Source organism: Dickeya chrysanthemi NCPPB 402 (assembly GCF_000406105.1).
Classification (GTDB): Bacteria; Pseudomonadota; Gammaproteobacteria; order Enterobacterales; family Enterobacteriaceae; genus Dickeya; species Dickeya chrysanthemi.
Genome location: NZ_CM001974.1, coordinates 3,991,135 through 4,017,667, shown reverse-complemented (window position 1 = coordinate 4,017,667; position 26,533 = coordinate 3,991,135). Strand labels below are relative to the sequence as shown.

Sequence of the window (26,533 nt, the reverse complement as noted above, 5' to 3'; positions counted from 1 at the left end):
CTGATACAACTTCAAACAGTAATCACAGAAAAAAGGAAAGTATCATGATGGATTGGCGGGAAATACAAGATAACGAAAGTTTTAAAAATTTATTAATAGGCAATGGTTTTAGCATTAATGTTAGCGAGAAATTCCGCTATGATATTCTTCTTGATGAAGCAGTAAAACTAGCTAGAACGGGTGAAATTGATATATATCCTGATACATTTAGACTATTCGCTGCACTTGATACTACTAATTTCGAAGAGGTTTTAAAAGTTTATCACCACGCATTTCTTGTTCATAACTATAATAAGCCAGCCATAGAAACAGCCTATAAAAAGCTTCAGAATGGGCTTTTTTCGACAATAAGGAAAAAACATGTATTAAGAAAAGACACTCCAACCAAAATTATTTATGAAAATCTAAAAATATATAGAAAAGTGTTCACTACGAACTATGATTTGATTCCCTACTGGAGTTTCTTTGATAATGGGCTTAGCGATATGAAAGACTTTTTCTGGGGTGACGGTGATAGGGTTACCTTTGATAAAGATAATACTGGAGTATTTGGCGGGAATGAAACGTTACTTTATTATTTGCACGGAGCTTTACACCTTGAAGTGAACGAATATGGGAGCGTACAAAAACGACGAATAGCCGATACTCTTGATGATGAGGTTGAAAAATTAAAAGAAACATACGTAGCAAGAGATGGATTATATCCATTGTTTATAACAGAAGGCAAAAGCGAACAAAAAATAAGAAAGATTGGTTCAAACGACTATCTGAGTTTTTGTTATGCTCAACTCAGTAAAATAAAAGGTAAATTAGTCGTTTACGGCCACTCTCTTTCTGAGGAATATGACAACCATATTGTGCAAGCCATAGCCAATAACCAAGAGCTATCTGATATTGCTATAAGTGTTTACCCAAGGAGAGACCAAGTAGAGATAGATGAAATAGAAGCCGTATTGAGACGACAACTACAAGGAAAGAATATATATTTCTTTGATTCATTATCGCATCCATTAAATGTAAATTTTTGATATTATTAATTCGGATGCTGGAATGACAACCGTGTTTCCTGATTGCGGTGCATCGTTTTTATTAATGATCACTGTGGTCATTACTACCATTATTAATGGAGTGGTAGACGTCGGTCTATGATAAGGTTGTAAGTATCCCAGTAAACCGAACTATTCACTTTCTCAGACAGGTGATGTCATTCGATACGCAGGATAACCATGCGGCGCTTTGGCGTCTCGACAATATTACTTTGCACATCGACAAACATTGTGTGATGGCCGGTGCGTTTATTATTGGCGAACAATGTGTGGAATGCTCACCAGTTCCTGTTTTCATCAGCAAAGGAGCCATTCTGCGCGATAAGTTGGGCGACTTCGTCTATCCCTTCGCGGTTTTCCTGCTTCCATTCTTCAACTTTAGTGCAACGAGCTTGTCTGTCAGGCACGGCATTGGCCTGACCAGAAAGAGGTGTGTCAGCAGTACTCTGAAGCGGATAAACGTTTTTGTCCACGGTAACGCTGGTGCGGTGTTTCATGAGAGTGATCCCTTTCTGGCCTGAAGGGTGAGGTGTCGCAACAGCGAGTTATCGAACGTATTCGATGGAGAGTCCGCAAGCTGGAAAGCAAAAAACCAGCCTGTAGGCTGGTTTTTCTAAATAGTGGTGCCCGGACTCGGAATCGAACCAAGGACACGGGGATTTTCAATCCCCTGCTCTACCGACTGAGCTATCCGGGCAACGGGGCGCATTAAACCGGATTCAGGCGCCTGCGTCAACGTGAATTCACCCACTTTTTGACGGTTTGGATGCTTTTTCAGCGTTTATGCGCTTTTTGCGTAAATAAGCGACAGCTTATGGCTGGACGTCTTGTCTGGCGGTGGATACGGGCGTGAAAACATTACGCCAGTGCGCCGTGTTTTCGACACATGGCAACACGCAGCACGTCTTCCGCCAGCCGTTTCGCTACGGTCACATCGGATAACTGGCGTTTTACCAGTAATTTGCTCAGGCAGCCCTCCAGAATCAGCTCCAACTGTAATGCCACCATATCGGCATCGTCGGTTTCCATCTCTTCCAGCAACGCTTTGGTGTACTGATACGACGCCTGCTTCTGCTGTTCTGCAATTTGATGAATCGGGTGGAGCGGGTCTGGATACGCGCTGCAGGCGGCAATGAACAGGCATCCCGGAAAGCGATGCTGGCTGACGGCATCCTGTAGCCGTTGGTAACGCGCCAGCAGCTTTTGCTCCGGGCCGAGGTGTTCGTCCAGTTGGAGCTGCTTGCGCCAGATATTCACCTGCTGGCTGTGATAACGCAGGCTGTCGTACAGCAGCGCATCGCGGTCAGGCCAAAAGGGCTGGAGTTCGGCAGGAGAAACGCCCAATTGTTCGGCCAGCATCGCCAGCGTGGTGTCGGCGAATCCGCGACGCTCCAACAGAGCCAGCGCCTGTTCCAGTACCTCTTCCCGTTGCATCATGCTTCTCCTGCTCATTAGCCATCACTAATCAGTGTGGTTTATCCCCGTTATCTTGCAAGTCTCTCGCCGCCAGCTTTTGCCTGACTACGGTTTCAGCGTTTGCAAATGTGCGGCAAACGCGGCGGCATCCATAAAGCCGGTAACGCGCGATCCTGGAATCTCTCGTCCGCTGGCGTCGAAAAACAGAATAGTCGGTAATCCCAGCACGTTCAGGTGTTGCAGCAGCGCGCGTTGGGTTTCGTTGTTGGCGGTAACGTCTGCCTGCAACCGTTGCATAGCGGATAACGACTGCTGTACGGTTGCATCACGGAAGGTGTATTTTTCAAACTCTTTGCAGGCTACGCACCAGTCGGCGTACAGGTCCAGCATGGTGATGCGGTTGTCGCTGCGACCCAGCGCCGTAGTCAGTTCGTCCAGCGTATTGGCCGATGTAAAGTGCAATTGGCCGGCGCTGGCGGGCTGCTGCTGCGCTGGTGTGAATAGCCAGTCTTGCAAGGGACGTGCCGCCAGCAGCGCGCCCAGAAACAGCAGAATCTGTACGGCTCTCATAGCGCCGGCATGACTGCGCAGGCTGAGGGCAAACGCCCAGCCGAAAAACGCCACGCCAAGTAACGCCCACATGCGCCATTCCCAGACGTCACCCAGCACTCGTCCCAGCAGGAATACCGGCAGCGCCAGAATCACAAACCCGAAACCTTCCTTGACGTGGTTCATCCAGGGACCGCGTTTGGGCAACAACCGGTTACCGAACAGGGTAATCGCCATCAGCGGCAGCCCCATACCGAGCGCATACAAATACAGCGAGCCGCCGCCGGCCAGCAGGTTACCGCTCTGAGCGATGTACAACAGCAGCGCGCTGAGTGGCGCAGTGGTGCAGGGCGAGCAAATCAACCCCGCCAGCGCCCCCATCGCGAATACTCCGGTAGCGGAGCCGCTTTGCTGACGGTTACTCCACAACGTCAGACGCGTTTGCAGCGATGATGGCAGTTGCAGGCTGTAGACACCGAACATCGACAGCGCCAGCGCCGCAAACATGACCGATAACCCGATCAGCACATAAGGATGCTGCAATGCTGCCTGAAAGCGCAGCCCTGCCGCCGCTACTACCAGGCCAAGCAGGGTGTAGGTCAATGCCATTCCCTGTACGTACACCAGCGTCAACAGCAGCGTACGACCGGTGGACAAGCGTTGCTGACGGCCGAGAATCAGCCCGGAGATCAGCGGGTACATCGGTAGCACGCAGGGGGTAAAAGCAACGCCAATGCCGATCAGCAAAGCCCAGAACGGCGAAAACGGTAATTGCGGGGTATGGGTGCGGTCCGGCTGCGGTGTGATGACGGCTGGCGCCGCAGGTGTGCCTGAGCTAATCGCACTGAGCGGCACCGAGCGGGTTTCCGGCGGATAGCAGAAGCCCGCGTCGGCACAGCCCTGATAGGTGATGCTGAGCGATGCGCCGGGCGGTACGTCGCGTAGGGGGATAGTGAGCGTCAGCGACTGGCGATAAATAGCCACTTCGCCGAAAAACTCGTCACGGTGTGATTCGCCCGGCGGCAGCGTTACACCCGGTGGTGCGATAAGTGCGCTATCGAGCTTGATTTGCTGTCGATACAGGTAATAACCGGGGTGAATTTGCCAGCCCACGGTTAATTGATCGCCACGCTGCTGAAAATCAAACGCGAAGGCTTGATCGACCGGCAGAAACTGAGACTGGGCGCTGCGCCCGAAAGGGTTTTGCGCGGTAACCAACGTACTGAAAAACAGGCTGAGGCACAGAACCGTCAGCGTAAGGATGCGTTGAGCCATGAGAGATAATCGCTGTCGCCACCCTCGACCGGCAGCACCAGCAGTTCTGGTGTCTGGTAAGGATGCTGTTGTTTCAGGTGAGTCAGCAGTGCGGACTGGTGTTCCCTGTCGCTTTTAAGCAGCAGTTGAATCTCCGTCTGCTGTTCCAGTTTACCTTCCCAGTGATACAGGGAAGTCGCGCCCGGCAGTAAGGTGACGCAGGCCGCCAGTCGCGCATCCAGCGCAGATTGGGCCAGTTGTCGGGCACAGTTTTCATCAGGCGCGGTGCACAGTATCACCACCGCGTTACTGGCTAATGCCTTGTTATTTAACGGTATATCATTGTTAAACGATGAGTTGTCATGAGAATCTGACATCGTGACCTCGATAACGGTAACGGTAGACACACTATACCGTGCGAGGTAGGGAAGCGTAAGGTCGGATCGACGCCGGAGCGCCGATCCGAAAAAACTTTACGATCCCGATGGGGGTTACAGCACCATGTGACCAATGACAAAGCCGAAAATAACCGACAACGAAATCGCCACCACGCCGGGGATCAAAAACGCATGGTTGAATACATATTTGCCGATGCGCGTTGAGCCGGTGTCATCCATTTCTACCGCCGCCAGCAGCGTGGGGTAGGTGGGCAGGACAAACAGCGCCGACACCGCGGCAAACGAGGCGATGGCCGTCACCGGGCTGACGCCCAGTAATAGTGCCGCAGGCATCAGCGCCTTGGCGGTGGCGGCTTGTGAATACAGCAGCGTTGCCGCGAAGAACAACACCACCGCCAGCATCCACGGATGGCTTTGCAGCAGCGTACCGGCTGTGTTCTGAATATCGCCAATGTGTGCTTTGACGAAGGTGTCTCCCAGCCAGGCAACGCCCATCACGCACACACAGGCGCTCATGCCAGACTTGAAGGTACTGGCGCTGAGGATCTGTGCGGTATCGACGCGGCAGGTAAGGCAAATCAGCGTTGCGATGGTCAGCATGAACACCACGATCGCTTCGTTACGCGGCAGCACCGGATTATGAATCAACCCGACGGTGTCGCTGATGGCGGTGGCGTACAGCACCACGGCGATAATGCCGACAAGAAATAGCCCAACCGAGCGTTTGGCGCCGGGTTTCAGTTCCAGTTGGCCGTGGCCGCGTAGCGAGACTTCGCCTTTACGCAGGCGTTCCTGATAAACCTCGTCGTCTTTCAACTCCTTGCCGAGGAAATTGGTCAGTATGGCGGTCAGCAGAATGGCGATCAGCGTACTGGGAATACAGATGCCGAGCAGGGCCAGATAGCTGACGCCTTTCGGTTCGAGTATGCCGGCGACGAAGACCACCGCCGCTGAGATAGGTGAGGCCGTAATCGCGATTTGTGAGGCGACAACCGCTATCGAGAGCGGACGAGAAGGGCGAATGCCTTGTTCCTTCGCGACTTCGGCGATAACCGGCAGGGTGGAAAAGGCGGTGTGGCCCGTCCCTGCCAGCAGCGTCATGAAATAGGTCACCAGCGGAGCAAGAAAGGTGACGTAACGCGGCTGACGACGTAACAGTTTTTCAGCCAGACTGACCAGATAATCCATGCCGCCGGCTATCTGCATCGCGGCGATGGCGGCGATAACCGCCATGATGATTTCAATCACATCGAACGGAATCACACCCGGTTTAATGTTAAACCCCAGCGTCAGAACCAGTACGCCGAGCCCACCGGCGAAACCGATGCCGATACCGCCGAGCCTGGCGCCCAGATAAATAGCGAGGAGTACGATAAATAGTTCCAGAATAACCATGTTGATGTTCCTTCTGATTTTGTTGCCCGTGACATTGCAAAACGTCTTTCCATATCTTTTTCTTATGATTATGGCTAAAGGCTGGCCTTTTGCGGCGCGGAAAAAAGAGTGGATAGAACAAAGGCACGCAGCCCTAACGGACTGACGTGCCTTACGGAGAAGACAGTGCGGAATTAGGACGCGTCTTGGTCTTCAGTGTAGCGCTTGGCCTTGTAAGCCGGGTGCATCAGGTTCTGCACCGAGAAGATGTCGTCCAGTTCGGCTTCGGTCAGTAGACCGCGCTCCAACACCACTTCACGCACGCTTTTGCCGGTTTCGGCGCAGATCTTGCCGACGATGTCGCCGTTGTGGTGGCCGATGAACGGGTTCAGATAGGTGACGATACCGATAGAGTTGAACACGTAGGATTCACAGACTTCTTTGTTGGCTGTGATGCCTTCAACGCATTTCTCCAGCAGGTTGTAGCAGGCGTTGGTCAGAATCTGGGTCGATTCGAACATAGCCTGGCCGATGACCGGCTCCATCACGTTCAACTGCAACTGACCGGCTTCGGCCGCCATGGTAACGCACGTGTCGTTGCCGATGACTTTGAAGCACACCTGATTGACCACTTCCGGCACCACCGGGTTGACCTTGGCCGGCATGATGGAGGAACCGGCCTGCAGTTCCGGCAGGTTGATTTCGTTCAGCCCGGCACGCGGTCCGGAGGAGAGCAGACGCAGGTCATTACAGATTTTGGACAGTTTGACCGCCAGGCGTTTCAACGCACTGTGCACCATGACGTAAGCACCGCAGTCGGAGGTCGCTTCGATCAAGTCTTCCGCCGGTACGCACGCCAGTTTGCTGACTTCCGCCAGTTTCTGTACCGCCAGTTGCTGGTAACCCTCCGGCGTATTCAGTCGGGTGCCGATAGCGGTCGCGCCCAGGTTCACTTCCAGCAGCAGTTCCGCGGTGCGCAGCAGGTTCCTGTTCTCTTCTTTCAGCAACACGTTGAAAGCATGGAACTCCTGGCCCAGCGTCATCGGTACGGCATCCTGTAGCTGGGTGCGGCCCATCTTCAGAATGTTTTCGAATGCTTTCGCTTTTTTCTCAAAACCATCGGCCAATACGGTCACCGCGTCGACCAGTTTCAGGATGCTGATATACACTGCGATGCGAAAACCGGTAGGGTAGGCATCGTTGGTGGACTGGCATTTATTGACGTGGTCATTGGGGTTCAGGTATTGGTATTCCCCTTTTTTATGGCCCATCAGTTCCAGACCGATATTGGCCAGCACTTCGTTGGTATTCATGTTGACGGATGTACCTGCTCCGCCCTGAAATACGTCGACCGGGAATTGGTCCAGGCATTTGCCGTTAACCAGCACTTCGTCGCAGGCTTTGATGATGGTGTCGGCAATCTTGCGCGGTATGGTTTGAAGTTCACGGTTCGCCATAGCAGCGGCTTTTTTCACCATGACCATGCCGCGTACAAATTCCGGCACATCGCTGATTTTCTGGTTGCTGATATAGAAGTTTTCTATAGCACGCAACGTATGCACACCGTAGTACGCATCAGCAGGAACTTCTCTGGTACCTAACAGATCTTCTTCAATACGAATGTTATCTGACATGAGAGCCTTCTCTTATACTTCTATCGATTAGAATTTATAGGATGTATCGTCTTACCGTGGAAGACAGCAGCAGAATGTTTAACCACCATGCTTGCTGTTGCTATTATGATATTCTGTTGATTAGCCGAAATTCCGTTGCCCCGATCACAGATGGGCAGTCATCTCTCTTCCGGAGCACGAACTGTGATAAGAGTCATGACGTTGCACGGAAATAAACAGATATCTCGCCATCATGGTTGAAAAAGGGTGTTTGCACTACCATCTGCTTTATTCATCTGCTCTATTATCGACCGCCAATAAAGGGTAAATGGCGCGTTGAAGTATAAGGTACTGTACCATGTCAACTGGTCGTATCTTCATACCTGATTGTGATGACCACGTAAGGTAAATCTGATGGTTGCGTGGTGTTGTAAACCCTTCTATCAATGCGTTGGATATTAACCACAGGAGCTTTGGGTGCGCTGGTTACCGCTTTTGCTGATTTTTTTGTTCGTTTACATCGAAGTCTCTATTTTCGTCCGCGTAGCCGAGGCGCTGGGTGTGGCGGTCACGCTACTGTTGGTGGTGATGACGTCCTGCATTGGGATCTCCATGGTGCGTAACCAGGGGATGAAAAACATTATGCTGATGCAGCAGCGTTTGCAGGCGGGGGAAAGTCCGGCTGCCGAGCTGGTCAAGAGCGTGTCGTTGATCCTGGCTGGCTTTCTGTTGGTGGTGCCGGGCTTTTTCACCGATTTCCTGGGGTTATTGTTGCTGCTGCCGCCGGTGCAAAAACACCTGACGCTTAAGCTGATGCCGCATTTACAAATCTGGCGCGGCCGCCCAGGGCCGGGGAATCATGGCGGCCAAGGCAATGTGTTTGAAGGTGAGTTTCAGCGTAAGGACGAGCACGGCCAACTGGACAAACCCGATAACCGCCGCGACGACAACGCCTCCGACGACTCCTCGCATCGCTGATCCGACCTTGCGGGGGCGTCAGCGTGCGGGGTTGCGCAGAAAAATTTAACTTAATGCAAAAAAATTTTTTTCCTCCCTTGAAGCGTCGCGAAACGTCCCCACTTAGTTCACCACAAGGCCGGGTGTCAGAGTACAACCGGTATTTAACCTAAGCTGATATGGACTTTCTCAAAGGAGAGCTATCAATGAAAATTCGTCCATTGCATGACCGCGTAATCGTCAAGCGCAAAGAAGTTGAATCAAAATCTGCTGGCGGCATCGTTCTGACCGGTTCTGCAGCGGGTAAATCCACCCGTGGTGAAGTCCTGGCCGTCGGCCATGGCCGCATCCTGGAAAACGGTGAAGTGAAACCGCTGGACGTGAAAGTAGGCGATATCGTCATTTTCAATGATGGCTATGGCGTGAAGACTGAGAAGATCGACAACGAAGAGGTGTTGATCATGTCTGAAAGCGACATTCTGGCGATTGTTGAAGCCTAATCTTACGTAATCATCTGAACGAAACGAATTCAAGGGAAACTACCAATGGCAGCTAAAGACGTAAAATTCGGTAATGACGCTCGGGTAAAAATGTTGCGTGGCGTTAATGTGCTGGCTGATGCAGTAAAAGTTACGCTGGGCCCGAAAGGCCGTAACGTAGTACTGGACAAATCCTTCGGCTCGCCGACCATCACTAAAGACGGCGTGTCCGTTGCACGTGAAATCGAACTGGAAGACAAGTTCGAGAACATGGGTGCCCAGATGGTGAAAGAAGTTGCCTCCAAAGCCAACGACGCGGCTGGCGACGGCACCACCACTGCAACTGTACTGGCTCAGGCTATCGTTAACGAAGGTCTGAAGGCCGTTGCGGCAGGCATGAACCCGATGGATCTGAAGCGCGGTATCGACAAAGCCGTTATCGCCGCTGTAGAAGAACTGAAAAAACTGTCCGTTCCTTGCGCTGATACCAAAGCTATCGCTCAGGTAGGCACCATTTCCGCCAACTCCGACGAAACCGTAGGTAAACTGATCGCCGAAGCCATGGAAAAAGTGGGTAAAGAAGGCGTGATCACGGTGGAAGAAGGCTCAGGTCTGCAAGACGAGCTGGACGTCGTGGAAGGTATGCAGTTCGACCGCGGCTACCTGTCTCCGTACTTCATCAACAAACCGGAAACCGGTTCGGTTGAGCTGGAAAGCCCGTTCATCCTGCTGGCTGACAAAAAAATCTCCAACATCCGCGAAATGCTGCCTGTGCTGGAAGCCGTTGCTAAAGCCGGCAAACCGCTGCTGATCATCGCTGAAGACGTAGAAGGCGAAGCGCTGGCGACGCTGGTGGTCAACACCATGCGCGGTATCGTGAAAGTGGCTGCGGTGAAAGCACCGGGCTTCGGCGACCGTCGTAAAGCCATGTTGCAGGACATCGCTACCCTGACTTCCGGTACCGTGATTTCCGAGGAAATCGGTCTGGAGCTGGAAAAAGCCACGCTGGAAGATCTGGGTCAGGCCAAGCGTGTGGTTATTAACAAAGACACCACCACCATCATTGACGGCGTGGGCGATGAAGCCACTATTCAGGGCCGTGTGACTCAGATTCGTCAGCAGATCGAAGAAGCCACGTCTGATTACGATCGTGAAAAACTGCAAGAGCGCGTAGCCAAACTGGCAGGCGGCGTTGCGGTTATCAAAGTCGGCGCAGCCACCGAAGTGGAAATGAAAGAGAAGAAAGCCCGCGTTGAAGACGCGCTGCACGCGACCCGTGCTGCCGTTGAAGAAGGCGTAGTTGCCGGCGGCGGCGTGGCGCTGATCCGCGTTGCTACTGCTATCAACGGCCTGAAAGGCGATAACGAAGAGCAGAACGTAGGTATTAAAGTTGCTCAGCGTGCGATGGAAGCGCCTCTGCGCCAGATCGTGTCCAACGCCGGTGAAGAGCCGTCTGTGGTTGCCAACAACGTGAAAGCGGGCGAAGGTAACTACGGTTACAACGCTGCAACCGAACAGTATGGCAACATGATCGACATGGGTATCCTGGATCCGACCAAGGTAACCCGTTCTGCGCTGCAGTACGCGGCCTCCGTTGCCGGCCTGATGATCACCACCGAATGTATGGTGACCGAGCTGCCGAAAGGCGATGCGCCTGATTTAGGTGCTGCCGGCGGCATGGGCGGCATGGGTGGTATGGGCGGCATGATGTAATCCGCCGCGCCGCTGCAGTGGTCGCTTCGCTGCAGTTCCCGTCGCACAAAAACTACCCGGCTTCGGCCGGGTAGTTTTTTTTCATCTGGCAGGCCGTAATAATAATGACAGGCCGCAGGCGTAGCCTGCGGGAAGCGGAGGGTGCCGGGGGTGTGCGAGAGATGCATTTTATCTGCCATGGTTCGGCTGATTTGCAACAGGGCGTGATGAGCCTGGCCGATAGGTTGTGTGTGAATCGCTCGAATCGTTAACGCGCGGTTCGTAACCTGTTATCAGTGTGCGATCCTTCGCTACAATGAGCATCTGCGCTACAATATGCGCGTTTTATTTATTAAACACCAGGTGGTATGGGATAGATGTCTGATAAGGCGTTGGCTAGCCTGCACTCGGTTGAGTGGTGCGCGCCTGAAGAGTTACCTGCGTCGGTGGTGGATTGGCTGGTTTACCACGAGTCTATGACGCGCCGTCTGGAGCTGCATTGCATGCGACTGACAGTGCAGGTCAGGCAGGAGCAGTTTGTATCGTCACTGGATATGGCCGGCGAGTCGACGCTGTTGCCGCTGAGTGAGCGTTATTGGCTGCGTGAAGTTACGCTGCTGGGGGATGACAAGCCCTGGTTATTTGGCCGTACGGTGATACCCGAGCAGACGCTGGAAGAGGCGGATATCGACTTGACGCAGATTGGCAACACGCCGTTGGGTCGCTACTTGTTCCTGCAAGGTCCGCCGCCGCGCGATATTATTCAAACCGGCCGATGCGGTGCGCTGTGGGCCAGGCGTGCGCGTTTGCTTTTGTCGGGTAATCCGTTGCTGATCACCGAGCTATTTTTGCCGGATGCCCCCATTTATTTCCCCGACGCCCATCAGGGCTGAGTGCAGAAGGAGAATCAGGCGTTGGAAAGATTGTTAACGTCGGGACGCTGGGGCGCGTATTTTCGTCTGATGCGTATCAACAATCCGATAGGCACCTTGTTGCTGTTATGGCCAACGCTATGGGCGTTGTGGTTGGCTGGGGGAGGTGCCCCGGCACTGTGGACGCTGTTGGTGTTTGTTGCCGGGGTATTCCTGATGCGTGCGGCAGGATGCGTCATTAACGACTATGCAGACCGCCATTTCGATGGCCATGTTAAACGCACCGCTGCGCGTCCGTTACCTGCCGGGTTAGTCAGCGAGCACTCTGCCAAGGTACTGTTTGTGGTACTGGTGCTGTTGGCGTTCGGTTTGGTGCTGACCATGAACCGATTGACCATTTGGTTATCCGTCGCTGCGCTGGCGCTGGCGTGGATTTATCCGTTCATGAAGCGTGTTAGCCATTTGCCGCAACTGGTTCTTGGTGCGGCGTTTGGTTGGTCGATCCCGATGGCTTATGCTGCCGTGAGTGAATCATTGCCGACAACCTGTTGGCTCATGTTTTTCGCCTATATCTGCTGGACCGTCGCCTATGACACCGAATACGCCATGGTGGATCGCGATGATGATCTGAAGATCGGCATAAAGTCGACCGCTATCCTGTTTGGCCGTTATGACACGCTGATTATCGGCGTATTACAACTGATGACGCTGGTGTCGATGTTGGCGTTGGGTCGGATGATGGGATTAGGCCAGATCTTTTACTGGTCGGTACTGGTAGCGGCGGGCTTGTTCGCGTATCAGCAGAAACTGATTGCCGGACGTGAGCGCGATAACTGTTTTCGGGCATTTAAAAATAACAACTATGTTGGCATGGTGCTGTTTTTCGGCATCCTGTTCGGCCTGTAGCGGTATGGCCCTGCGGGTTTTCGCAGGGCTCCTTGCTGACTTCTTACTCAGCGTCTTCCTGTGTCGGCGCATTTACCGCAGGTTCACTGTCGCTGCTTTCCTGCGCCAGGCTGGCGCTTTCAATGGTGAGTTTCACTTCCGGGCTAAGCAGCTCGCCCAACATGGCATAAATCGCCTGAACGTGCTCCAGTACCGCCTCGCCGGTGTCGCTGACATACCCTTCGCTACGTAAGGTATTAACCAGCGTTGAGAACACGGCTTTATCGAAAAACTCCGGCGCGTTGATGCCATGCAGAACAGACAGGCGCTGCGCCATGCTGCGGCTCTCTTTCTCCAGCGCACCGCGACTGATCGTCGGATTGGCATTCAGCAAGGCCAGTGTAATGGCGTAGCGCTGCAATGTTTCACGAACGCCGGCAGCCAGCAGTTGCAACGTACGAATACGCGCGGGGTTCAGCTCCAGCCCGTCATCCTTGCTCAGAATGAGTTGCTGACGAGCCAGCTCGGCCACCAATTCATCCAGCACGTCAGCCAGTCCGGCTTTCTCGTAATGCAGGAACAATTCCGCCTGCAGTAACGGATAAATCAGTGTTATCTGGCCCAACAGTTCCGCCGTAGTGATACGTCGGCAATGCATCACGATGCTGGCAACCAGCGACGGCAGAACCAGCATATGGTGGATATTGTTGCGGTAGTACGTCATCAGTACCGCCTGCTCGCGCGGCAGAATGATAATGTCGCCGACGTTGTCTTTTTCCACCTCGAATTTATCCATGCTCAGCGCGTGTTCCAGCAGTGTCGACGCGGTTTGATTAGGCACGGTGATATCGGGGCTGTAAGGAACGTTACGCAGCAGTTGCAGATAACACTCCAGTTGTTCTTCCATTTGCTCGCGTGTCAACGCACGCTGGCGCGAGGCGAGCAGCGCCGTACAGCATAGATTCATCGCATTCGCGGCTGCCGCGTTATTGATGCGCACCATGATGCTGTCGGCGATATTCTGCACGGTAGGCGTGAGCCAGGCGGGACGTTGTGGATCGATGGGATCGATGGCGTCTCGCCACTGTGGTACGTGGTTGTTGAGGTATGAGGTCAACGACAGCGGCTCGCCGATGTTGACGTACCCCTGCCCAAGATTGCGCAGTTTACGTAACCCACGCACCATTTGCAGGAAACCTTCTTTTTCCTTGGTGGCGCCACGCAGCTCTTTCGCATAGGTACCGACTTCCATCACATGTTCATAACCGATGTAAATCGGTACCAACGTAATGGGTCGGGGACCGCCGCGCAACATCGCCTGAATCGTCATCGCCAGCGTGCCGGTTTTGGGTTCCAGCAAACGGCCGGTGCGGGAACGGCCGCCTTCGACAAAGTATTCCACCGAATAACCGCGGGTAAACAACTCGCCCAGATATTCGCGGAACAGGGTGGAATAGAGTTTATTGCCTTTGAACGTGCGTCGGATGAAAAAGGCGCCGAGGCGACGGAAAATCGGGCCGGCCGGCCAGAAGTTAAGGTTAATGCCGGCAGCGATATGCGGCGGCACCAAGCCTTGATGGTACAGCACGTATGAAAGCAGCAAATAGTCCATATGGCTGCGGTGGCAGGGAACATAGACGATTTCATGCCCGTCCTGCGCCAACTGGCGTACCCGTTCGGCATTATGCACGTTGATGCCCTGGTACAGGCGGTTCCAGGTCCAGCTCAGGACGCGATCGGATAACCTGACGGCTTCATAGGAGAAGTCTGCGGCAATCTCTTCCAGCAGGGCGATGGCATTTTGCTGGGCCTTATCATGGGAGATCTTCTTAACCCGCGCTTCGTCATCGATCGCTTTAGCGATGGCCCGTGAAGACAACAGCTTATTGAATAGCTCATGACGAACCGGCAAACGCGGGCCGATGGTTGCCAGCCGCAAACGGGAGAAGTGCATCCGCGCTACGCGCGCCAGTTTGTGAGCGATGGTTTTATCGGTGCCGTGCTCCGTCGCCATATAACGCAGCGAGACAGGCACCGAGAAACGTACGAAGCTGTCGCGGCCCAGCCATAACACTGCAAAAAATTTCTCAATACCGTTTAGCAGACGCAGGTGCGGCGTCCCCTGATTTTGTCCTTCGCGGCCGGGAGAGCGGCCAAACATGACGGAGACCGGCACCATCTGTATGTCGAGTTCCGGATTATTGCGATGCAGATCCAAATAATCGTGGAACAGTCTTATCGACTGCTGCTTGGGCACGTAGTAACGGAATAAACGCGGGCCATCATTGATAAAAACGTGGCTCGGCAAGGTTTTTCCGTCGATGTGCAGCGGCTGCAACGGATCGGGCAGACCAAACTCCAGACATTTTGTGCGCAGAGTCAGCAGGTCCGCCTTGGAGTTGTAAGGCAATACATAGAAAATCGGCCGCGTCGGATCCAGGCGTTGTTCATTAACGGGATCCTGTGGGATAACCTTACTTTTTACCAGTAATTTTAGTGGGAAATTCAGTAGTTTATAGTAAATTCTACGCCAACCTGACATAACAACCAGAAGCCTCTTGTTAGCAATGCGCGCCAAGGATACCAGAAACCCGACAGGATATCTGTGGTGATGAAACCATGGCTGCGCGTTAAAATCGTGGCCAATCAAAAATTAAAAGGCGGAGTAAGCATGAACAAAACAACCGGAATAACCCGCATTATCAAAGCAGCGGGTTATTCGCTGCAAGGATTGAAGCAGGCGTGGCGGCATGAAGCGGCATTTCGCCAGGAATCATTGCTCACGGTTGTCGCCGTTATTATTGCCTGCTGGCTTCCGGTTTCAATGGTGGAACGGTTGCTGTTAATCGGTTCTGTGGTGCTGATCGTGCTGTTTGAACTGGTGAATAGCGCCATCGAAGCGGTGGTGGATCGCGTCGGTATGGACTACCACGAGCTGTCGGGCCGGGCAAAAGATATTGGCTCGGCGGCAGTATTCGTCGCCTGCCTGTTGGCGGCGACGGTGTGGGGGGGAATACTGTGGAGTCATTTTGCGTGATGTTTTGCAGAATCGTAGAAAAATCCTCGCAATAGCCATATCACGGTTCCCATCGGCACTTTCCCTGTATATACTCACAGCGAAACTGTATAAACAAACAGGGGGCGGAATGAAAGCGCTAACAACCAGACAACAGCAGGTTTATGATCTGATTCGCGATCATATTTCACAAACCGGTATGCCGCCCACCCGGGCTGAAATTGCCAGTCAGCTTGGCTTTCGCTCGCCGAACGCCGCCGAAGAACATCTCAAGGCGCTGGCCCGTAAAGGCGTGATTGAAATTGTCACGGGCGCTTCCCGTGGTATCCGTCTATTGATGGAAGAAGAAGACCAGGGGCTGCCGCTCATCGGTCGCGTTGCCGCCGGCGAGCCGTTGTTGGCGCAGCAACATATTGAATGTCACTATCAGGTTGACCCGGCGATGTTCAAGCCGAGTGCGGATTTTCTGTTGCGGGTTAGCGGGATGTCGATGAAAGACATCGGTATTCTGGACGGCGATCTGCTGGCGGTGCATAAGACGCAGGATGTGCGTAACGGCCAGGTGGTGGTGGCGCGTATAGAAGATGAAGTGACGGTTAAACGGCTGAAGAAACAGGGTAATGTGGTACAACTGCTGGCGGAAAATAAAGATTTTGCGCCGATAGTGGTCGATTTACGCGAACAGAGTTTCTCCATCGAAGGGTTGGCGGTTGGCGTAATCCGCAACAGCGACTGGAGCTGACGCTTTGTTCCCGCCCTTGGTTGTCGCTGCTGTACATCGTCTACACCGGTGTTCACTCTGTCTGGATGGCACCTTAATCTCCCGGTTTTATCAGTAACTGGGCTGATGGTACCGAAAGGGTATTGATACAACGGAAGACGATGTGTCCAGGAGCGGAGGTATTCAGGGAGATAATGCATTCAGGATGAATAGTGTGAAGCAACGCTTCACACTCAGCGTTTTTTATATGTGTTCCGTTTTTCTTCGGTTCAGCGCTTTTTCACAATGATGCTGTGATCGTGATTACAACTATCCCGATGTTCGCAGGATTCCACTTTTTGGCATTCGCCGCATAAGCCGTGAGCTTCCACCACGCTGTGGCGCAGGGCAAAGCCCGCTTGTTTGGCCAGTTGATGCAGTGTTTCTTCCACACCTTCCGTCTGACGTTCCGTTACCTGCCCACAGCGATCGCAGATAAATAACGCCGACGTATGACTGTGCTCTTCAAAATGGTGGCACAGTACATAACTGTTGGTGGATTCCACCTTGTGGATAAAGCCTTGTTCCAGCAGAAAATCCAATGCGCGATACACCGTAGGCGGCTTGGCCTGAGGCTCGGAAACGCGGAGCAGGTCCAGCAGGTCATACGCGCTGATCGCACCGGGTTGCTGGGCCATCAAACGCAACACTTCCTGACGTTGGGGCGTCAGACGCACATTGCGTTGTTGGCAAAGCTGTTCAGCCTGGGCAACAAGTTTGTCCGGATTGGTTGAATCCATTGCAGTAACCCTGAAGCGAGTGTGAAATTATGTCGGCATATTATCATGACTGGATAAAAACACCGAGATAGCTGCCTCAAGGTTGCGCTGGCGCCCTGTTTCGTCATAAAACCCAGTACCATAGGGTAGTTTTCTGACGCATGGTCACCTTGCTGCATTCCGACGGGGTTTACCGCGAGCTAAACCACCAGATCGATCAGCAATACCCGTGCGGCGGTTTCCGCCTGGACAATAAGGCTGTTTTCCTGCTGAACGAAAGCGCCGTCGCCACAGTGCAATACACTCGGTATCGCCGCGGTATTCCCATTAATACGCAGCGAACCGTAAATCGATTGCAGGTAAGCACGGTTGCCATTCAGCGTCAGGTTCTGTTGTTCGCCTGCTGCCAGATTCAAATGATGGATCCAGACCTGTTGACGCAGATGGAGGGCATTGGCCGATTCATCCGGCGATGCCAGTAACTGATAAGGGCGCTCGTCTTCCAGCCTCAGCCGCTGCGTGCACTGGTTTTCCCGCGTAGGGCAGGCGTCCAGCCACAACTGTAGCCGGGTTAGTGGCGTATCATCGCTGATATTGTGTTCGCTGTAGCTGATATTGGGTTGAGTGGCGAGCAGAAGCGCTTCACCGGCTTTGACGCGGGTATGATTGCCGTTGCTGTCGCGGTATTCAGCGTGACCTTGCAGCACCACGTTCAGAATATCGACGCGGGGATAGGTCCTTGGCTGAAAAGAGGCACCTGGAGCCAGTACTTCCTGATTGAGGACCCGCAGCGAGGCAAAACCCAGGAGATCAGGATCAAAGTAATGACCGAAAGAAAATGTGTAGCGTGCCTGCAACCAGCCATAGTCAGCCTGGCCGCATTGTTCTGCTGCTCTGCTAATGATCATGGTATTCGACCCTGATAATTATTGATAAAGCGATAGTAATTGTCTGGACGATGGATTGTTAGCCAGTTAATCTGGTCGGTACGTTCAAAAATCCTGAATGAGTGAAAAAATGGCAAAAGAACGGGCATTAACCCTGGAAGCTTTAAGAGTCATGGACGCTATCGATCGCCGGGGTAGTTTTGCCGCTGCTGCTGATGAACTGGGACGAGTGCCTTCCGCTCTGAGTTATACCATGCAGAAACTGGAGGATGAGCTGGATGTCGTGCTGTTTGATCGTTCCGGCCATCGCACCAAATTCACCAATGTTGGGCGAATGCTGCTTGAGCGGGGGCGCATTCTGCTGGAAGCAGCCGACAAGTTGACTACGGATGCCGAAGCGCTGGCGCGAGGATGGGAAACCCACCTGACCATCGTGGTGGAGGCGTTGGTGCCTATGGAGCCGTTGTTCGCTCTGATAGATAAACTGTCGCTGAAAGCCAATACCCAGGTGTCATTACTGACTGAGGTGCTGGCAGGCGCATGGGAGCGGCTTGAACAAGGTCGTGCGGATATCGTTATCTCGCCGGATATGCACTTTCGCGCCTCTTCGGAAATCAACACCCGCAAATTATATTCCATGAAGAATGTGTACGTAGCCAGCCCGGATCACCCTATCCATAATGAACCTGAACCGTTATCAGAGGTAACACGTGTGAAATATCGCGGCATCGCGATTGCGGATACCGCTCGCGAACGCCCCGTCCTCACGGTGCAGTTACTGGATAAACAGCCTCGTTTGACCGTAAGTTCAATGGATGACAAGCGGCGGGCGCTACTGGCTGGTTTAGGGGTGGCGACTATACCGTACGAGCGTGTGGCGCAGGATATCGCCGAAGGGCGCTTGCGGGTCGTTAGCCCGGAAAATAGCATCGAAGCCCAAATCATCATGGCATGGCGACGCGACAGCATGGGCGAAGCTAAGGCGTGGTTTTTGCGCGAGATACCACGCGCATTCAACTCGCTTTGAAGCGGCATGTCGCCGCCGCATAACACCGCCTCGGTTGGCTGAAATCAATCGACGGCGTTGTTCGGCGTGCAACCCGTTTGCTGTGATTCATACCCGCTTACGGGTAACGCTTATCCCGCTCGTGTGGTGCGTTCAGGTCCATGTCGGGCCCGATGGAGATGATGCCGTGGGGATTGATGGTGCCGTGACTACGGTAGTAGTGGTGGCGGATATGACCCAGATCCACTGTGTCGGATACGCCCGGTAACTGGTAAATTTCACGCAGATAACCATACAGATTCGGATAATCGCTTATCCGGCGTTTGTCGCATTTGAAATGGGTATGGTAGACCGGATCAAAGCGGATCAACGTCGTCCACAAACGGATATCGGCTTCGGTGAGGCGATCGCCAGCCAGATAGCGCCGTCTATCGAGGATCGTTTCCAGCCTGTCCAGAGCGGTAAACACCAGCCCGACGGATTCGTCATAAGCCTGCTGGGTCGTGGCGAAACCGGCTTTATAGACGCCATTGTTAACCTGGTGGTAAATCCACTCGTTGAGTTCGTCAATCTGTTCCCGCAGCGCTTGCGGGTAGTAATCGCCGGGCGTGGCGCTGTAATCGTCGAAGGCGCTGTTAAACATACGGATGATATCCGCCGATTCATTACTGACAATCGTATGCTGCTGAGTGTCCCAGAGCACCGGAACGGTCACGCGCCCGCTGTAATCCGCTTTAGCGTGCAGATACAACTGATACAGAAATTCGTGCTGATAGAGCGTGTCGCCGGTGGCGTGAGGGAAATCAGTGGAGAATGTCCAGCCGTAGTCCAGCATCAGCGGGTGAACGACCGAAATATCAATGTGTTGCTCCAGCCCTTTGAGTTTACGCAGTAATAAAGTGCGATGAGCCCAAGGGCAAGCCAACGATACATACAGGTGGTAACGGCCGGCTTCTGCTTTGAAGCCGCCATGGCCAGTGGGGCCGGCTTCACCATCGGCGGTGATCCAACTGCGGAAGTATGTTTGCGGTCGCTTGAAATGTCCGCCGGATGACTGGGTTTCATACCAGGTGTCATGCCATACGCCGTCAACCAACAATCCCATAGCCAGGTCCTCCCGGAATGATAACGATGGCGGTCAACAGCATGCCGCTGACCGCCATGAGATAATCAGGTTGTGTTACTGAACCAATTATTCAGACTGTTATTACCATTTTTTGTTCAGCAGACGATCGATACTGAACGCGCCTGGGCCGGTAACGAACAGCAGTACATAACCACCGGCGATAGACAGGTTTTTCATGAACATCAGCGAGTTGGCGCCCTGAGAAAAATCAGAGTGGAAGACGAATGCGGTCAACAGGGTAAAAATCGCGGTAATGATCGCAGTCGTACGAGTCAGGAAGCCGAAAAGAACAGCCAGACCACCGCCCAGTTCCAACAGAATGGTTAACGGCAGCAGTGCGCCCGGAACGCCCATTGCTTGCATATATTGCTGGGTTGCGGCGTAGGAAGCGCCGAGTTTGCCATAACCGGCAACGATAAACAGGATTGGCAGCAGGATACGAGCAACCATCAGCAGAGCGTTCTCAAAATTTTTCATCAATATCTCCAGTAGTGTGTTTGCGGCCGGATCAAGAATCGCTAAGGGCGCATCCGGCGGTGGCTTGTCTAAACGTTTGTGTAACCGATGGGGAAATACTAGGGGCGGATGCGTGCAGAAACCAGCGAGTAAAATTGTTGTTTTTTGTCAGAAAAATTGACTATGGTCCTTGTGGACGCACTGAAGCGGCGTCTGTTTCGTCGACTCGGTAGAGAGGGAGAGCAATACGGGTATAACGGTAACGGGTATACAGGTAAAAAGCGGCGCTTAATCGGCGATTGTGGGCAAAAAGCGTAAAACGGCGTATTAGCGCGGCTGGCGTGACGCTGGCGATAATGTGGCGCGTATGAGTTTTACCGCACTCCATACACTAGCGGCTTTGCGTACAAACCTGACCAGCCGGCGTGGATGGCGTAGCCCCACAATGGTGACGGCTGGTGCGAGTAACGGCAGATAACGGCGTATGTGCGCCCATTTTCGCCAGTACTCATCGCAAGGCGCGGTAATCTCCAGCCAGCGCTTTTTCTCAGCGACCAGCGTCAGCCGTTGCTGTTGGATCCGGCTTAACAATTGTTCCTTTTCGGCAGCCAGCCGCTGACGGCGGTTCATTTGGATTCGTCCTCCAGCAGTGCTCGGTCTGCCGCCAGTTCTTTGCGGGTATCCCGCAATAACGTGGAGCGACGCAGTCGTATTAGCGTCCACAGTGCGCCGAATAGTGCCAGTGCAAACAAGGCGGCGGTGATCCAGCATAGTGCTGTCAGGCGTAATGCCGGGTCAAGGCTCCACAGGATCAGTACAATCAGGCCGACCAGGCCAAAAGCAGTGAATAGCAGGGTTAGCCCTACCATCAACAGCAACTGAATGAGCAGGTTTTTTTCCTGCTCCAGTTCTACCACCACCAGTCTGAGGCGTGTTTCCGCTATGCCGACCAGAAGGGCGAGAATACGTTGCACGGTAGACACTGCCGAACGGCCAGGTCCCTGACGTTGCGATTCAGTCGCCATACGTTAGCGGCGAGCCAGCAATAAACCCAGCACTACGCCGACCGCCGCACCAATACCTACCCCGGTCCACGGGTTTTTACGCACGAAGCTATCGGCACATTGGGTCGCTTCACGGGCTTGAGCCGTAATACGCTCGCCGGTGTCATTCAGCCGCTCGCGTGATTCTTTCAGTACGGTTTCCGCCTTATCACGCAGTTTTTCCAGTTCTGCTTTGGATTTATCGCCGGAGGAACGTAACACCTCTTCCAGTGTATCTCCCAGAGAGCGCAGTTCTGCGCGCAGATGTTCGGTATCGGATTCTTGTGCCATGTGAACACTCCTTTATTTGATGAATCATAGTGTTAACTAATCGTCGTGTTAACTATAGTGCAGATTTTCATCTTTGTTAGCGTAATCGTTACGGATAATTCCGATAACCCACGGCAAGATTCTTTTTTAATTAACGGAAAAACTGCGGATATCCGGGAGATTTTTGAATAACGAGTGGGTAAGGGAGCAAAAATGGGAGCCGTCGGCAAACCCGAACGAAGCCCTTGGTTGGGCCTCAGCTTCTGGCAACCGGTGTGGCGCCATGGATGCGTTGAGCAATCACAATGGCATTGGGTAGTGCGGTGCTCAGTATTTCTTTGGCTGCGCCGCCTTGTTCAGGTGAAGACAGCCTTACAATAATACTGTCGTTTTCCGGGGTAATGCTCTTGATGGCGATACCCCGTTCGTTAAGACGTTGATAGATGTAGAAGCCATCCGGCAACGAAGCACCCTGATGCAACGGAGTGATGTGCAGCATCACTTCGTCCGGCAGACGTTGCGACGACATGGTCAGCAGTAACACCGCCAGTGGAAGCAGGTGCAACAGTGCACGCCAGATGAAGGGCTTCCTAAGCATCAATCAATTCCTTTTTTCACGCGCCATCATTCGCCTTCTGCGCCAGAATACCAGCAGCGAGCCGACCAATCCAACGCATAGCAATACCAGTGGCAACAGCATCAGGCAGGACATCAATTGGTCTTCGTATTTGCGAAATACAGGGGTTTTACCGAGAGCAAAACCCAGGGAAACCAAAATGATGACCCACAAAAAACCGCTCATCCAGTTGAAGAACTGAAAACGCGCGTTGTTCAGCCCGGACAGCCCGGCAATAGTCGGCAACAGGGTCCGTACGAAAGCCAGAAAACGGCCAATCAACAACGCCGATAGCCCATGACGATGGAATAGCTGGTGTGCACGCTGGTGGTAGTGTGAGGGAAGATGTGCCAGCCATCCCTGCACAATTCGTGTGTTGCCAAGCCATTTTCCTTGTAGGTAACTCACCCAGCAGCCGAGACTGGCGGCGGTGGTTAACAGGGCAATCGTGAACGGATAACTCATGGTGCCTTTGGCGACCAACACGCCGACCAGGAGCAACAGGCTATCGCCGGGCAGGAATGCGGCGGGTAGCAGGCCGTTTTCCAGAAACAGAATAAAAAACAGCAACAGGTAAATCGTCCAGACCAGTTTGGGATTGGCCAGGACATCAAAATTCTGGTGCCAGAGCGCATACAAAAGTTCTTTAATGATATCCATCTGGTGTTCCTGTACTACTACGGCGTTGGAGAAACCACGCTGGGAACCTGCTGCCAGTCAACGACATCCTGGCAAGTCAGGTACGCAGAGCTATTATTGCTGAACATCGGGTGGTGTGCTCCTTCACATGTCTGCCCTGTACTCTTTATTCCAGCTTGCAGGTGCGCTATCGGCGTTACCTGTCTAACGCGATGGCTCTGTGCTGCAACCCGAATGAGTGTGAGGTCGGGTGATGTCATTGTCAGTGTATGGCCGATGGCATGTCCTGTTTACGCTGATAACCACGGAGACGAACAGAGTTTTTCTGCCCGAAGTTTAGCTGCCGAGGCGTACTTATTCTTTTCAGGGCATTTTTCCTGGTCGGCATTATTCCTTTCCGTTTTTTAACGGTCAGGTCGTTCTTCCAGTAATTAAGCGTAAAAAAAGTGTCCTAACTGTAACAAAAGCCATGAAGGCGAGATAGGAAAATATCACGTTCTGAAAACGTGTAACGACCTGTTTATTGGGAAAACAGTGTGATTGCCGTCATATTTTACACTTTCTGACAGAACTCGACGTTGGATGACTTTTTTTGCCCCCGAAAGGTGGGGGCAACAGGCGTGAAAGACGGGGAATAAATCAGAGCTTGCCGTTGGTGATATGGTCCAGATGGACAACCGGGTTTTCGGCAAACATGTAACGATCGACGTTAAATTCGAAATCATCGGTGGTGGCGCGGAAAAGCATCTGTTTGGTGTTTTCCAGGTGTTGCCACATCGCCAATTTGGCGGCATAGGGATCTTTACGGATCAGCGCTTTAAGGATCTGGTCATGGTCCTCACACCAGCTTTCGATCGACTTGTCATCGATATGTTCGTGCAGTTTGCGCCAGTAAGGGTTGTGGATTCTCTGGCTCCACATTTTTTCCACGATGGTTGCCATCGCCGAGTTTTGGGTCGCCAGCGCAACCTGTACGTGGAATTTGAGATCCCATTCAGAATCGCGGAAACGGTCTTCCTGACGGGCATTCTCCTGAATTTCCATCAGTTGGATAATATCCTGCCGGGTGACCTGAGTGGCGGCGAATTCGGCGATATTGCTCTCTATTAACTGGCGAGCCTGCAGCAATTCAAACGGCCCGGCGGTGAGGAAGTCGGCGTCGCTGCCGTTAGCGGCCAGCAGGTGGCGCTGTTGGTTGGATATGACGTGAATGCCGGAACCTTTGCGCACTTCCACATAGCCTTCCACTTCCAGCATGATGATCGCTTCGCGTACTACGGTGCGGCTGACGTTCATTTCTTCGGAAATATTGCGTTCGGCCGGCAACTTGTCTCCAACCGGATAAACGCCGTTCTCAATACGTTGCTTCAATTCTGCGGCCAGTTGCTGGTAGAGCCGCCTCGATTCTGTCAGTGCCATGATGCCTGCTCTTAAGATAGATGACGCTCCCTGAGGCCATGCGCGTCACTGTGTCTATCCCGTTATGATGTTTCGGTAACATACCCGTCAGAGGTCGTGTTGCAGGTGCGATGGCTTTCTTACCTGAATCTGTAAAGGGCCCTCGCGCTATGGGTTGTATTCAAAACGCGAGCATGTTGTCCTGCAACTCGAACTGCTTGGGTATATAGAATGATAATCAGAATAAATTTGTTATACCACCTACAACAAGTGGCGACCAACACCCATGTCACAGTTAGCTGTTGTCGCCTGGCCGGAAGAAATGATTCATCCGGTACCTTATGATACCGGATGAAGGGCGTGAAGCAGAAATTTGTCTGTCAGTGCTGCTGTGCGGCTTTCAGGTCTGCGCCTTTGTCGCCCTCTTCGGAAACCGGGTTGTTTTTCAGTACCGTCCAGATAACGACCGCGCCCAGCAAGTCAAAGATAGCCAGTACGGCGAACAGCGGGCTGAAGCCGATGGTGTCGGCCAGAGCGCCGACGACCAGAGCAAACAGCGTACTGGCGGTCCAGGCGGCCATCCCGGTCAAACCATTGGCGGTGGCGACTTCATTACGGCCGAATACATCGGAAGACAGTGTAATCAGCGCACCGGACAAGGACTGGTGGGCAAAGCCGCCGACGCACAGCAGGGCGATAGCCACATACGGACTGGTGAACAGGCCGATGGTGCCGGGGCCGATCATCAACAACGCACCCAGCGTCACGACCAGTTTACGGGAGACTATCAGGTTCACTTTGAAGTACTTCTGGAACAGCATCGGCATGTAGCCGCCGAGGATACAGCCGAGGTCGGCAAACAGCATCGGCATCCAGGCGAACATGGCGATTTCTTTCAGGTTAAAGCCATAGGCCTTGAACATGAACAGCGGGATCCAGGCGTTGAACGTACCCCAGGCCGGTTCTGCCAGAAAGCGCGGCAACGCGATGCCCCAGAACTGACGGTTACGCAGAATCTGCCAGGCGGACATTCTCTTGGCGTTGCCGGCCTGATGCTGTGCTTCCTGACCGCTCAGAATATATTCGCGTTCTTCGGTGCTGAGTTTTTTCTGATCTTTCGGATGCTTGTAGAAGTAGAGCCAGCACAGTGCCCAAACCAGGCTCAGTGCGCCGGTGATCAGGAACGCCATTTGCCAGCTGTGCGCCATAATCGCCCAGACGACCAGCGGCGGAGCCAACATGCCGCCAATCGATGAGCCAACGTTGAAATAACCCACCGCAACAGAACGTTCCTTGGCCGGGAACCACTCGCTGCTGGCTTTCAGACCGGCGGGGATCATGGCCGCTTCCGCCATCCCTACCGCGCCGCGCGCTACCGCCAGGCCGCCCCAGCTGTTAGCCAGCGCTGTGCCGGCACAGAACAGTGCCCACAGGATGGCGAACATGGCGTAACCCACTTTGGTACCCAGTACATCCAGCACATAACCGGCAACAGGCTGCATGATGGTGTAGCAGGCTGAATAGGCCGCAATGATATAGGAGTATTGCTGAGTACTGATATGGAGCTGTTCCTGCAGTGTGGGCGCCGCTGCGGCAATTGCGTTACGCGTCAGGTAGCCCAGAACGGTACCGATGGTCACCAGTCCGATCATGTACCAGCGCAAGCCTTTGATCTTGAACATGTTAAATATCTCTCCGAGTTTAATTACCACGGCAGTGCCGGTAACCCGTCTGCGGTAGTAGGTGTAGACCACGCCGAAAGTGACGGGGCACCTCTGTGCCCCGGTCAAAACCTGCGGGAGTTGCCGCCTGGCCGGTTGCCCTGCCGCTGGGCACAACTGGCGGGCTGCGACGACGATCCCGCCGCGCGTTATTGTTTTCCGGTGGTAATACCAATCTTGTTGACGATATTGAGATTGAATCCCCTCATCAGGCAGCGCTACAATAATTTGTCATACCAATTTAAAAGTTGAGTGATATCACAAAACCATTATTTTATTGGGGAATAAAATAATTCGGTCGGTAACAGGGCTATATGATGAGTCGGAAGCGTAAAAATGGT

General features: G+C 53.1%; 27 protein-coding genes and 1 tRNA gene. 9 read left to right on the top strand and 19 right to left on the bottom strand.

Annotated features, from left to right (window positions below):
- The first annotated feature begins 44 nt into the window (after window positions 1-44).
- Window positions 45-1,028, top strand: a complete 984-nt coding sequence (locus DCH402_RS17725) for a DUF4917 family protein (RefSeq protein ID WP_040002547.1) — start codon at window positions 45-47, stop codon at window positions 1,026-1,028.
- 296 nt (window positions 1,029-1,324) lie between these two features.
- On the opposite strand, the gene DCH402_RS21700 is transcribed toward DCH402_RS17725, so the two are convergent.
- From DCH402_RS21700 to aspA, 7 genes are all read right to left on the bottom strand, one after another.
- Window positions 1,325-1,543: a type II toxin-antitoxin system CcdA family antitoxin gene (locus DCH402_RS21700; RefSeq protein WP_071604735.1), complete on the bottom strand. Its 219-nt coding sequence runs from the start codon at window positions 1,541-1,543 to the stop codon at window positions 1,325-1,327.
- A gap of 124 nt (window positions 1,544-1,667) precedes the next feature.
- Window positions 1,668-1,743, bottom strand: a tRNA-Phe gene (locus tag DCH402_RS17715).
- A gap of 161 nt (window positions 1,744-1,904) precedes the next feature.
- Window positions 1,905-2,480, bottom strand: coding sequence for a transcriptional regulator (locus DCH402_RS17710; protein ID WP_040002544.1), 576 nt, complete (start codon window positions 2,478-2,480; stop codon window positions 1,905-1,907).
- Window positions 2,481-2,567: 87 nt separating this feature from the next.
- Entirely contained in the window at window positions 2,568-4,286 is a 1,719-nt protein-coding gene (locus tag DCH402_RS17705; RefSeq protein ID WP_040002542.1) for a protein-disulfide reductase DsbD, read from the bottom strand.
- Window positions 4,262-4,642, bottom strand: a complete 381-nt coding sequence (cutA, locus tag DCH402_RS17700) for a divalent cation tolerance protein CutA (RefSeq protein ID WP_050583327.1) — start codon at window positions 4,640-4,642, stop codon at window positions 4,262-4,264. Before cutA ends, DCH402_RS17705 begins: the two co-directional genes overlap by 25 nt.
- A gap of 114 nt (window positions 4,643-4,756) precedes the next feature.
- The gene (locus tag DCH402_RS17695; RefSeq protein WP_040002541.1) at window positions 4,757-6,058 is read right to left on the bottom strand and encodes an anaerobic C4-dicarboxylate transporter; all 1,302 of its coding nucleotides are present in this window, start codon (window positions 6,056-6,058) and stop codon (window positions 4,757-4,759) included.
- Between the two features lie 173 nt (window positions 6,059-6,231).
- Window positions 6,232-7,671, bottom strand: coding sequence for an aspartate ammonia-lyase (aspA, locus tag DCH402_RS17690; RefSeq protein ID WP_027713163.1), 1,440 nt, complete (start codon window positions 7,669-7,671; stop codon window positions 6,232-6,234).
- Window positions 7,672-8,127: 456 nt separating this feature from the next.
- Here aspA and DCH402_RS17685 point away from each other — a divergent pair, with 456 nt between their 5' ends.
- The 5 genes from DCH402_RS17685 to ubiA all read left to right on the top strand — a co-directional run bounded on the left by DCH402_RS17685 (window position 8,128) and on the right by ubiA (window position 12,556).
- Window positions 8,128-8,628: an FxsA family protein gene (locus DCH402_RS17685; protein ID WP_040002539.1), complete on the top strand. Its 501-nt coding sequence runs from the start codon at window positions 8,128-8,130 to the stop codon at window positions 8,626-8,628.
- A gap of 185 nt (window positions 8,629-8,813) precedes the next feature.
- Window positions 8,814-9,107: a co-chaperone GroES gene (locus DCH402_RS17680; protein ID WP_013316258.1), complete on the top strand. Its 294-nt coding sequence runs from the start codon at window positions 8,814-8,816 to the stop codon at window positions 9,105-9,107.
- 45 nt (window positions 9,108-9,152) lie between these two features.
- A complete protein-coding gene (groL, locus tag DCH402_RS17675) occupies window positions 9,153-10,799 on the top strand; it encodes a chaperonin GroEL (RefSeq protein ID WP_013316259.1) in 1,647 nt (548 codons plus the stop codon).
- 356 nt (window positions 10,800-11,155) lie between these two features.
- Window positions 11,156-11,671 (top strand): chorismate lyase, encoded by a 516-nt coding sequence (gene ubiC / locus DCH402_RS17670; protein ID WP_040002537.1) that lies wholly within the window; start codon window positions 11,156-11,158, stop codon window positions 11,669-11,671.
- Window positions 11,672-11,692: 21 nt separating this feature from the next.
- On the top strand, window positions 11,693-12,556 hold the full coding sequence (gene ubiA / locus DCH402_RS17665) for a 4-hydroxybenzoate octaprenyltransferase (protein WP_040003707.1): 864 nt from the start codon (window positions 11,693-11,695) through the stop codon (window positions 12,554-12,556).
- A 43-nt stretch (window positions 12,557-12,599) separates the two neighbouring features.
- Here the strand turns inward: ubiA and plsB are convergent, their stop codons facing one another.
- Complete coding sequence (gene plsB, locus DCH402_RS17660; RefSeq protein ID WP_040002535.1) at window positions 12,600-15,077, bottom strand: glycerol-3-phosphate 1-O-acyltransferase PlsB; 2,478 nt, start codon at window positions 15,075-15,077, stop codon at window positions 12,600-12,602.
- Between the two features lie 129 nt (window positions 15,078-15,206).
- On the opposite strand from plsB, the gene DCH402_RS17655 reads away from it, so the two are divergent.
- Window positions 15,207-15,572: a diacylglycerol kinase gene (locus DCH402_RS17655; RefSeq protein WP_015847853.1), complete on the top strand. Its 366-nt coding sequence runs from the start codon at window positions 15,207-15,209 to the stop codon at window positions 15,570-15,572.
- Between the two features lie 109 nt (window positions 15,573-15,681).
- A complete protein-coding gene (gene lexA / locus DCH402_RS17650; RefSeq protein ID WP_040002534.1) occupies window positions 15,682-16,293 on the top strand; it encodes a transcriptional repressor LexA in 612 nt (203 codons plus the stop codon).
- Between the two features lie 248 nt (window positions 16,294-16,541).
- Here the strand turns inward: lexA and zur are convergent, their stop codons facing one another.
- Complete coding sequence (zur, locus tag DCH402_RS17645; RefSeq protein WP_015847851.1) at window positions 16,542-17,051, bottom strand: zinc uptake transcriptional repressor Zur; 510 nt, start codon at window positions 17,049-17,051, stop codon at window positions 16,542-16,544.
- 179 nt (window positions 17,052-17,230) lie between these two features.
- Window positions 17,231-17,938 (bottom strand): pirin family protein, encoded by a 708-nt coding sequence (locus tag DCH402_RS17640; RefSeq protein WP_040002532.1) that lies wholly within the window; start codon window positions 17,936-17,938, stop codon window positions 17,231-17,233.
- Window positions 17,939-18,047: 109 nt separating this feature from the next.
- Here DCH402_RS17640 and DCH402_RS17635 point away from each other — a divergent pair, with 109 nt between their 5' ends.
- Entirely contained in the window at window positions 18,048-18,944 is an 897-nt protein-coding gene (locus DCH402_RS17635) for a LysR family transcriptional regulator (protein ID WP_040002530.1), read from the top strand.
- A 97-nt stretch (window positions 18,945-19,041) separates the two neighbouring features.
- Here DCH402_RS17635 and DCH402_RS17630 read toward each other — a convergent pair whose 3' ends face one another.
- The 9 genes from DCH402_RS17630 to DCH402_RS17590 all read right to left on the bottom strand — a co-directional run bounded on the left by DCH402_RS17630 (window position 19,042) and on the right by DCH402_RS17590 (window position 26,153).
- Window positions 19,042-20,028: a glutathione S-transferase family protein gene (locus DCH402_RS17630; protein ID WP_040002528.1), complete on the bottom strand. Its 987-nt coding sequence runs from the start codon at window positions 20,026-20,028 to the stop codon at window positions 19,042-19,044.
- Window positions 20,029-20,130: 102 nt separating this feature from the next.
- Window positions 20,131-20,526 (bottom strand): DoxX family protein, encoded by a 396-nt coding sequence (locus DCH402_RS17625; RefSeq protein ID WP_040002527.1) that lies wholly within the window; start codon window positions 20,524-20,526, stop codon window positions 20,131-20,133.
- Window positions 20,527-20,832: 306 nt separating this feature from the next.
- Window positions 20,833-21,135, bottom strand: a complete 303-nt coding sequence (locus DCH402_RS17620; RefSeq protein WP_040002525.1) for a YqjK-like family protein — start codon at window positions 21,133-21,135, stop codon at window positions 20,833-20,835.
- Window positions 21,132-21,530 (bottom strand): phage holin family protein, encoded by a 399-nt coding sequence (locus DCH402_RS17615; protein WP_040002523.1) that lies wholly within the window; start codon window positions 21,528-21,530, stop codon window positions 21,132-21,134. Before DCH402_RS17615 ends, DCH402_RS17620 begins: the two co-directional genes overlap by 4 nt.
- Before the next feature lie 3 nt (window positions 21,531-21,533).
- Window positions 21,534-21,839 (bottom strand): ElaB/YgaM/YqjD family protein, encoded by a 306-nt coding sequence (locus DCH402_RS17610; protein WP_040002521.1) that lies wholly within the window; start codon window positions 21,837-21,839, stop codon window positions 21,534-21,536.
- 235 nt (window positions 21,840-22,074) lie between these two features.
- Window positions 22,075-22,416 (bottom strand): EnvZ/OmpR regulon moderator MzrA, encoded by a 342-nt coding sequence (mzrA, locus tag DCH402_RS17605; RefSeq protein WP_040002520.1) that lies wholly within the window; start codon window positions 22,414-22,416, stop codon window positions 22,075-22,077.
- Window positions 22,417-22,419: 3 nt separating this feature from the next.
- Window positions 22,420-23,094: a DedA family protein gene (locus DCH402_RS17600; RefSeq protein ID WP_040002518.1), complete on the bottom strand. Its 675-nt coding sequence runs from the start codon at window positions 23,092-23,094 to the stop codon at window positions 22,420-22,422.
- 618 nt (window positions 23,095-23,712) lie between these two features.
- Complete coding sequence (gene exuR / locus DCH402_RS17595; RefSeq protein WP_015847841.1) at window positions 23,713-24,492, bottom strand: transcriptional regulator ExuR; 780 nt, start codon at window positions 24,490-24,492, stop codon at window positions 23,713-23,715.
- A 359-nt stretch (window positions 24,493-24,851) separates the two neighbouring features.
- On the bottom strand, window positions 24,852-26,153 hold the full coding sequence (locus DCH402_RS17590; RefSeq protein WP_040002515.1) for an MFS transporter: 1,302 nt from the start codon (window positions 26,151-26,153) through the stop codon (window positions 24,852-24,854).
- Between the last annotated feature and the right edge of the window lie 380 nt (window positions 26,154-26,533).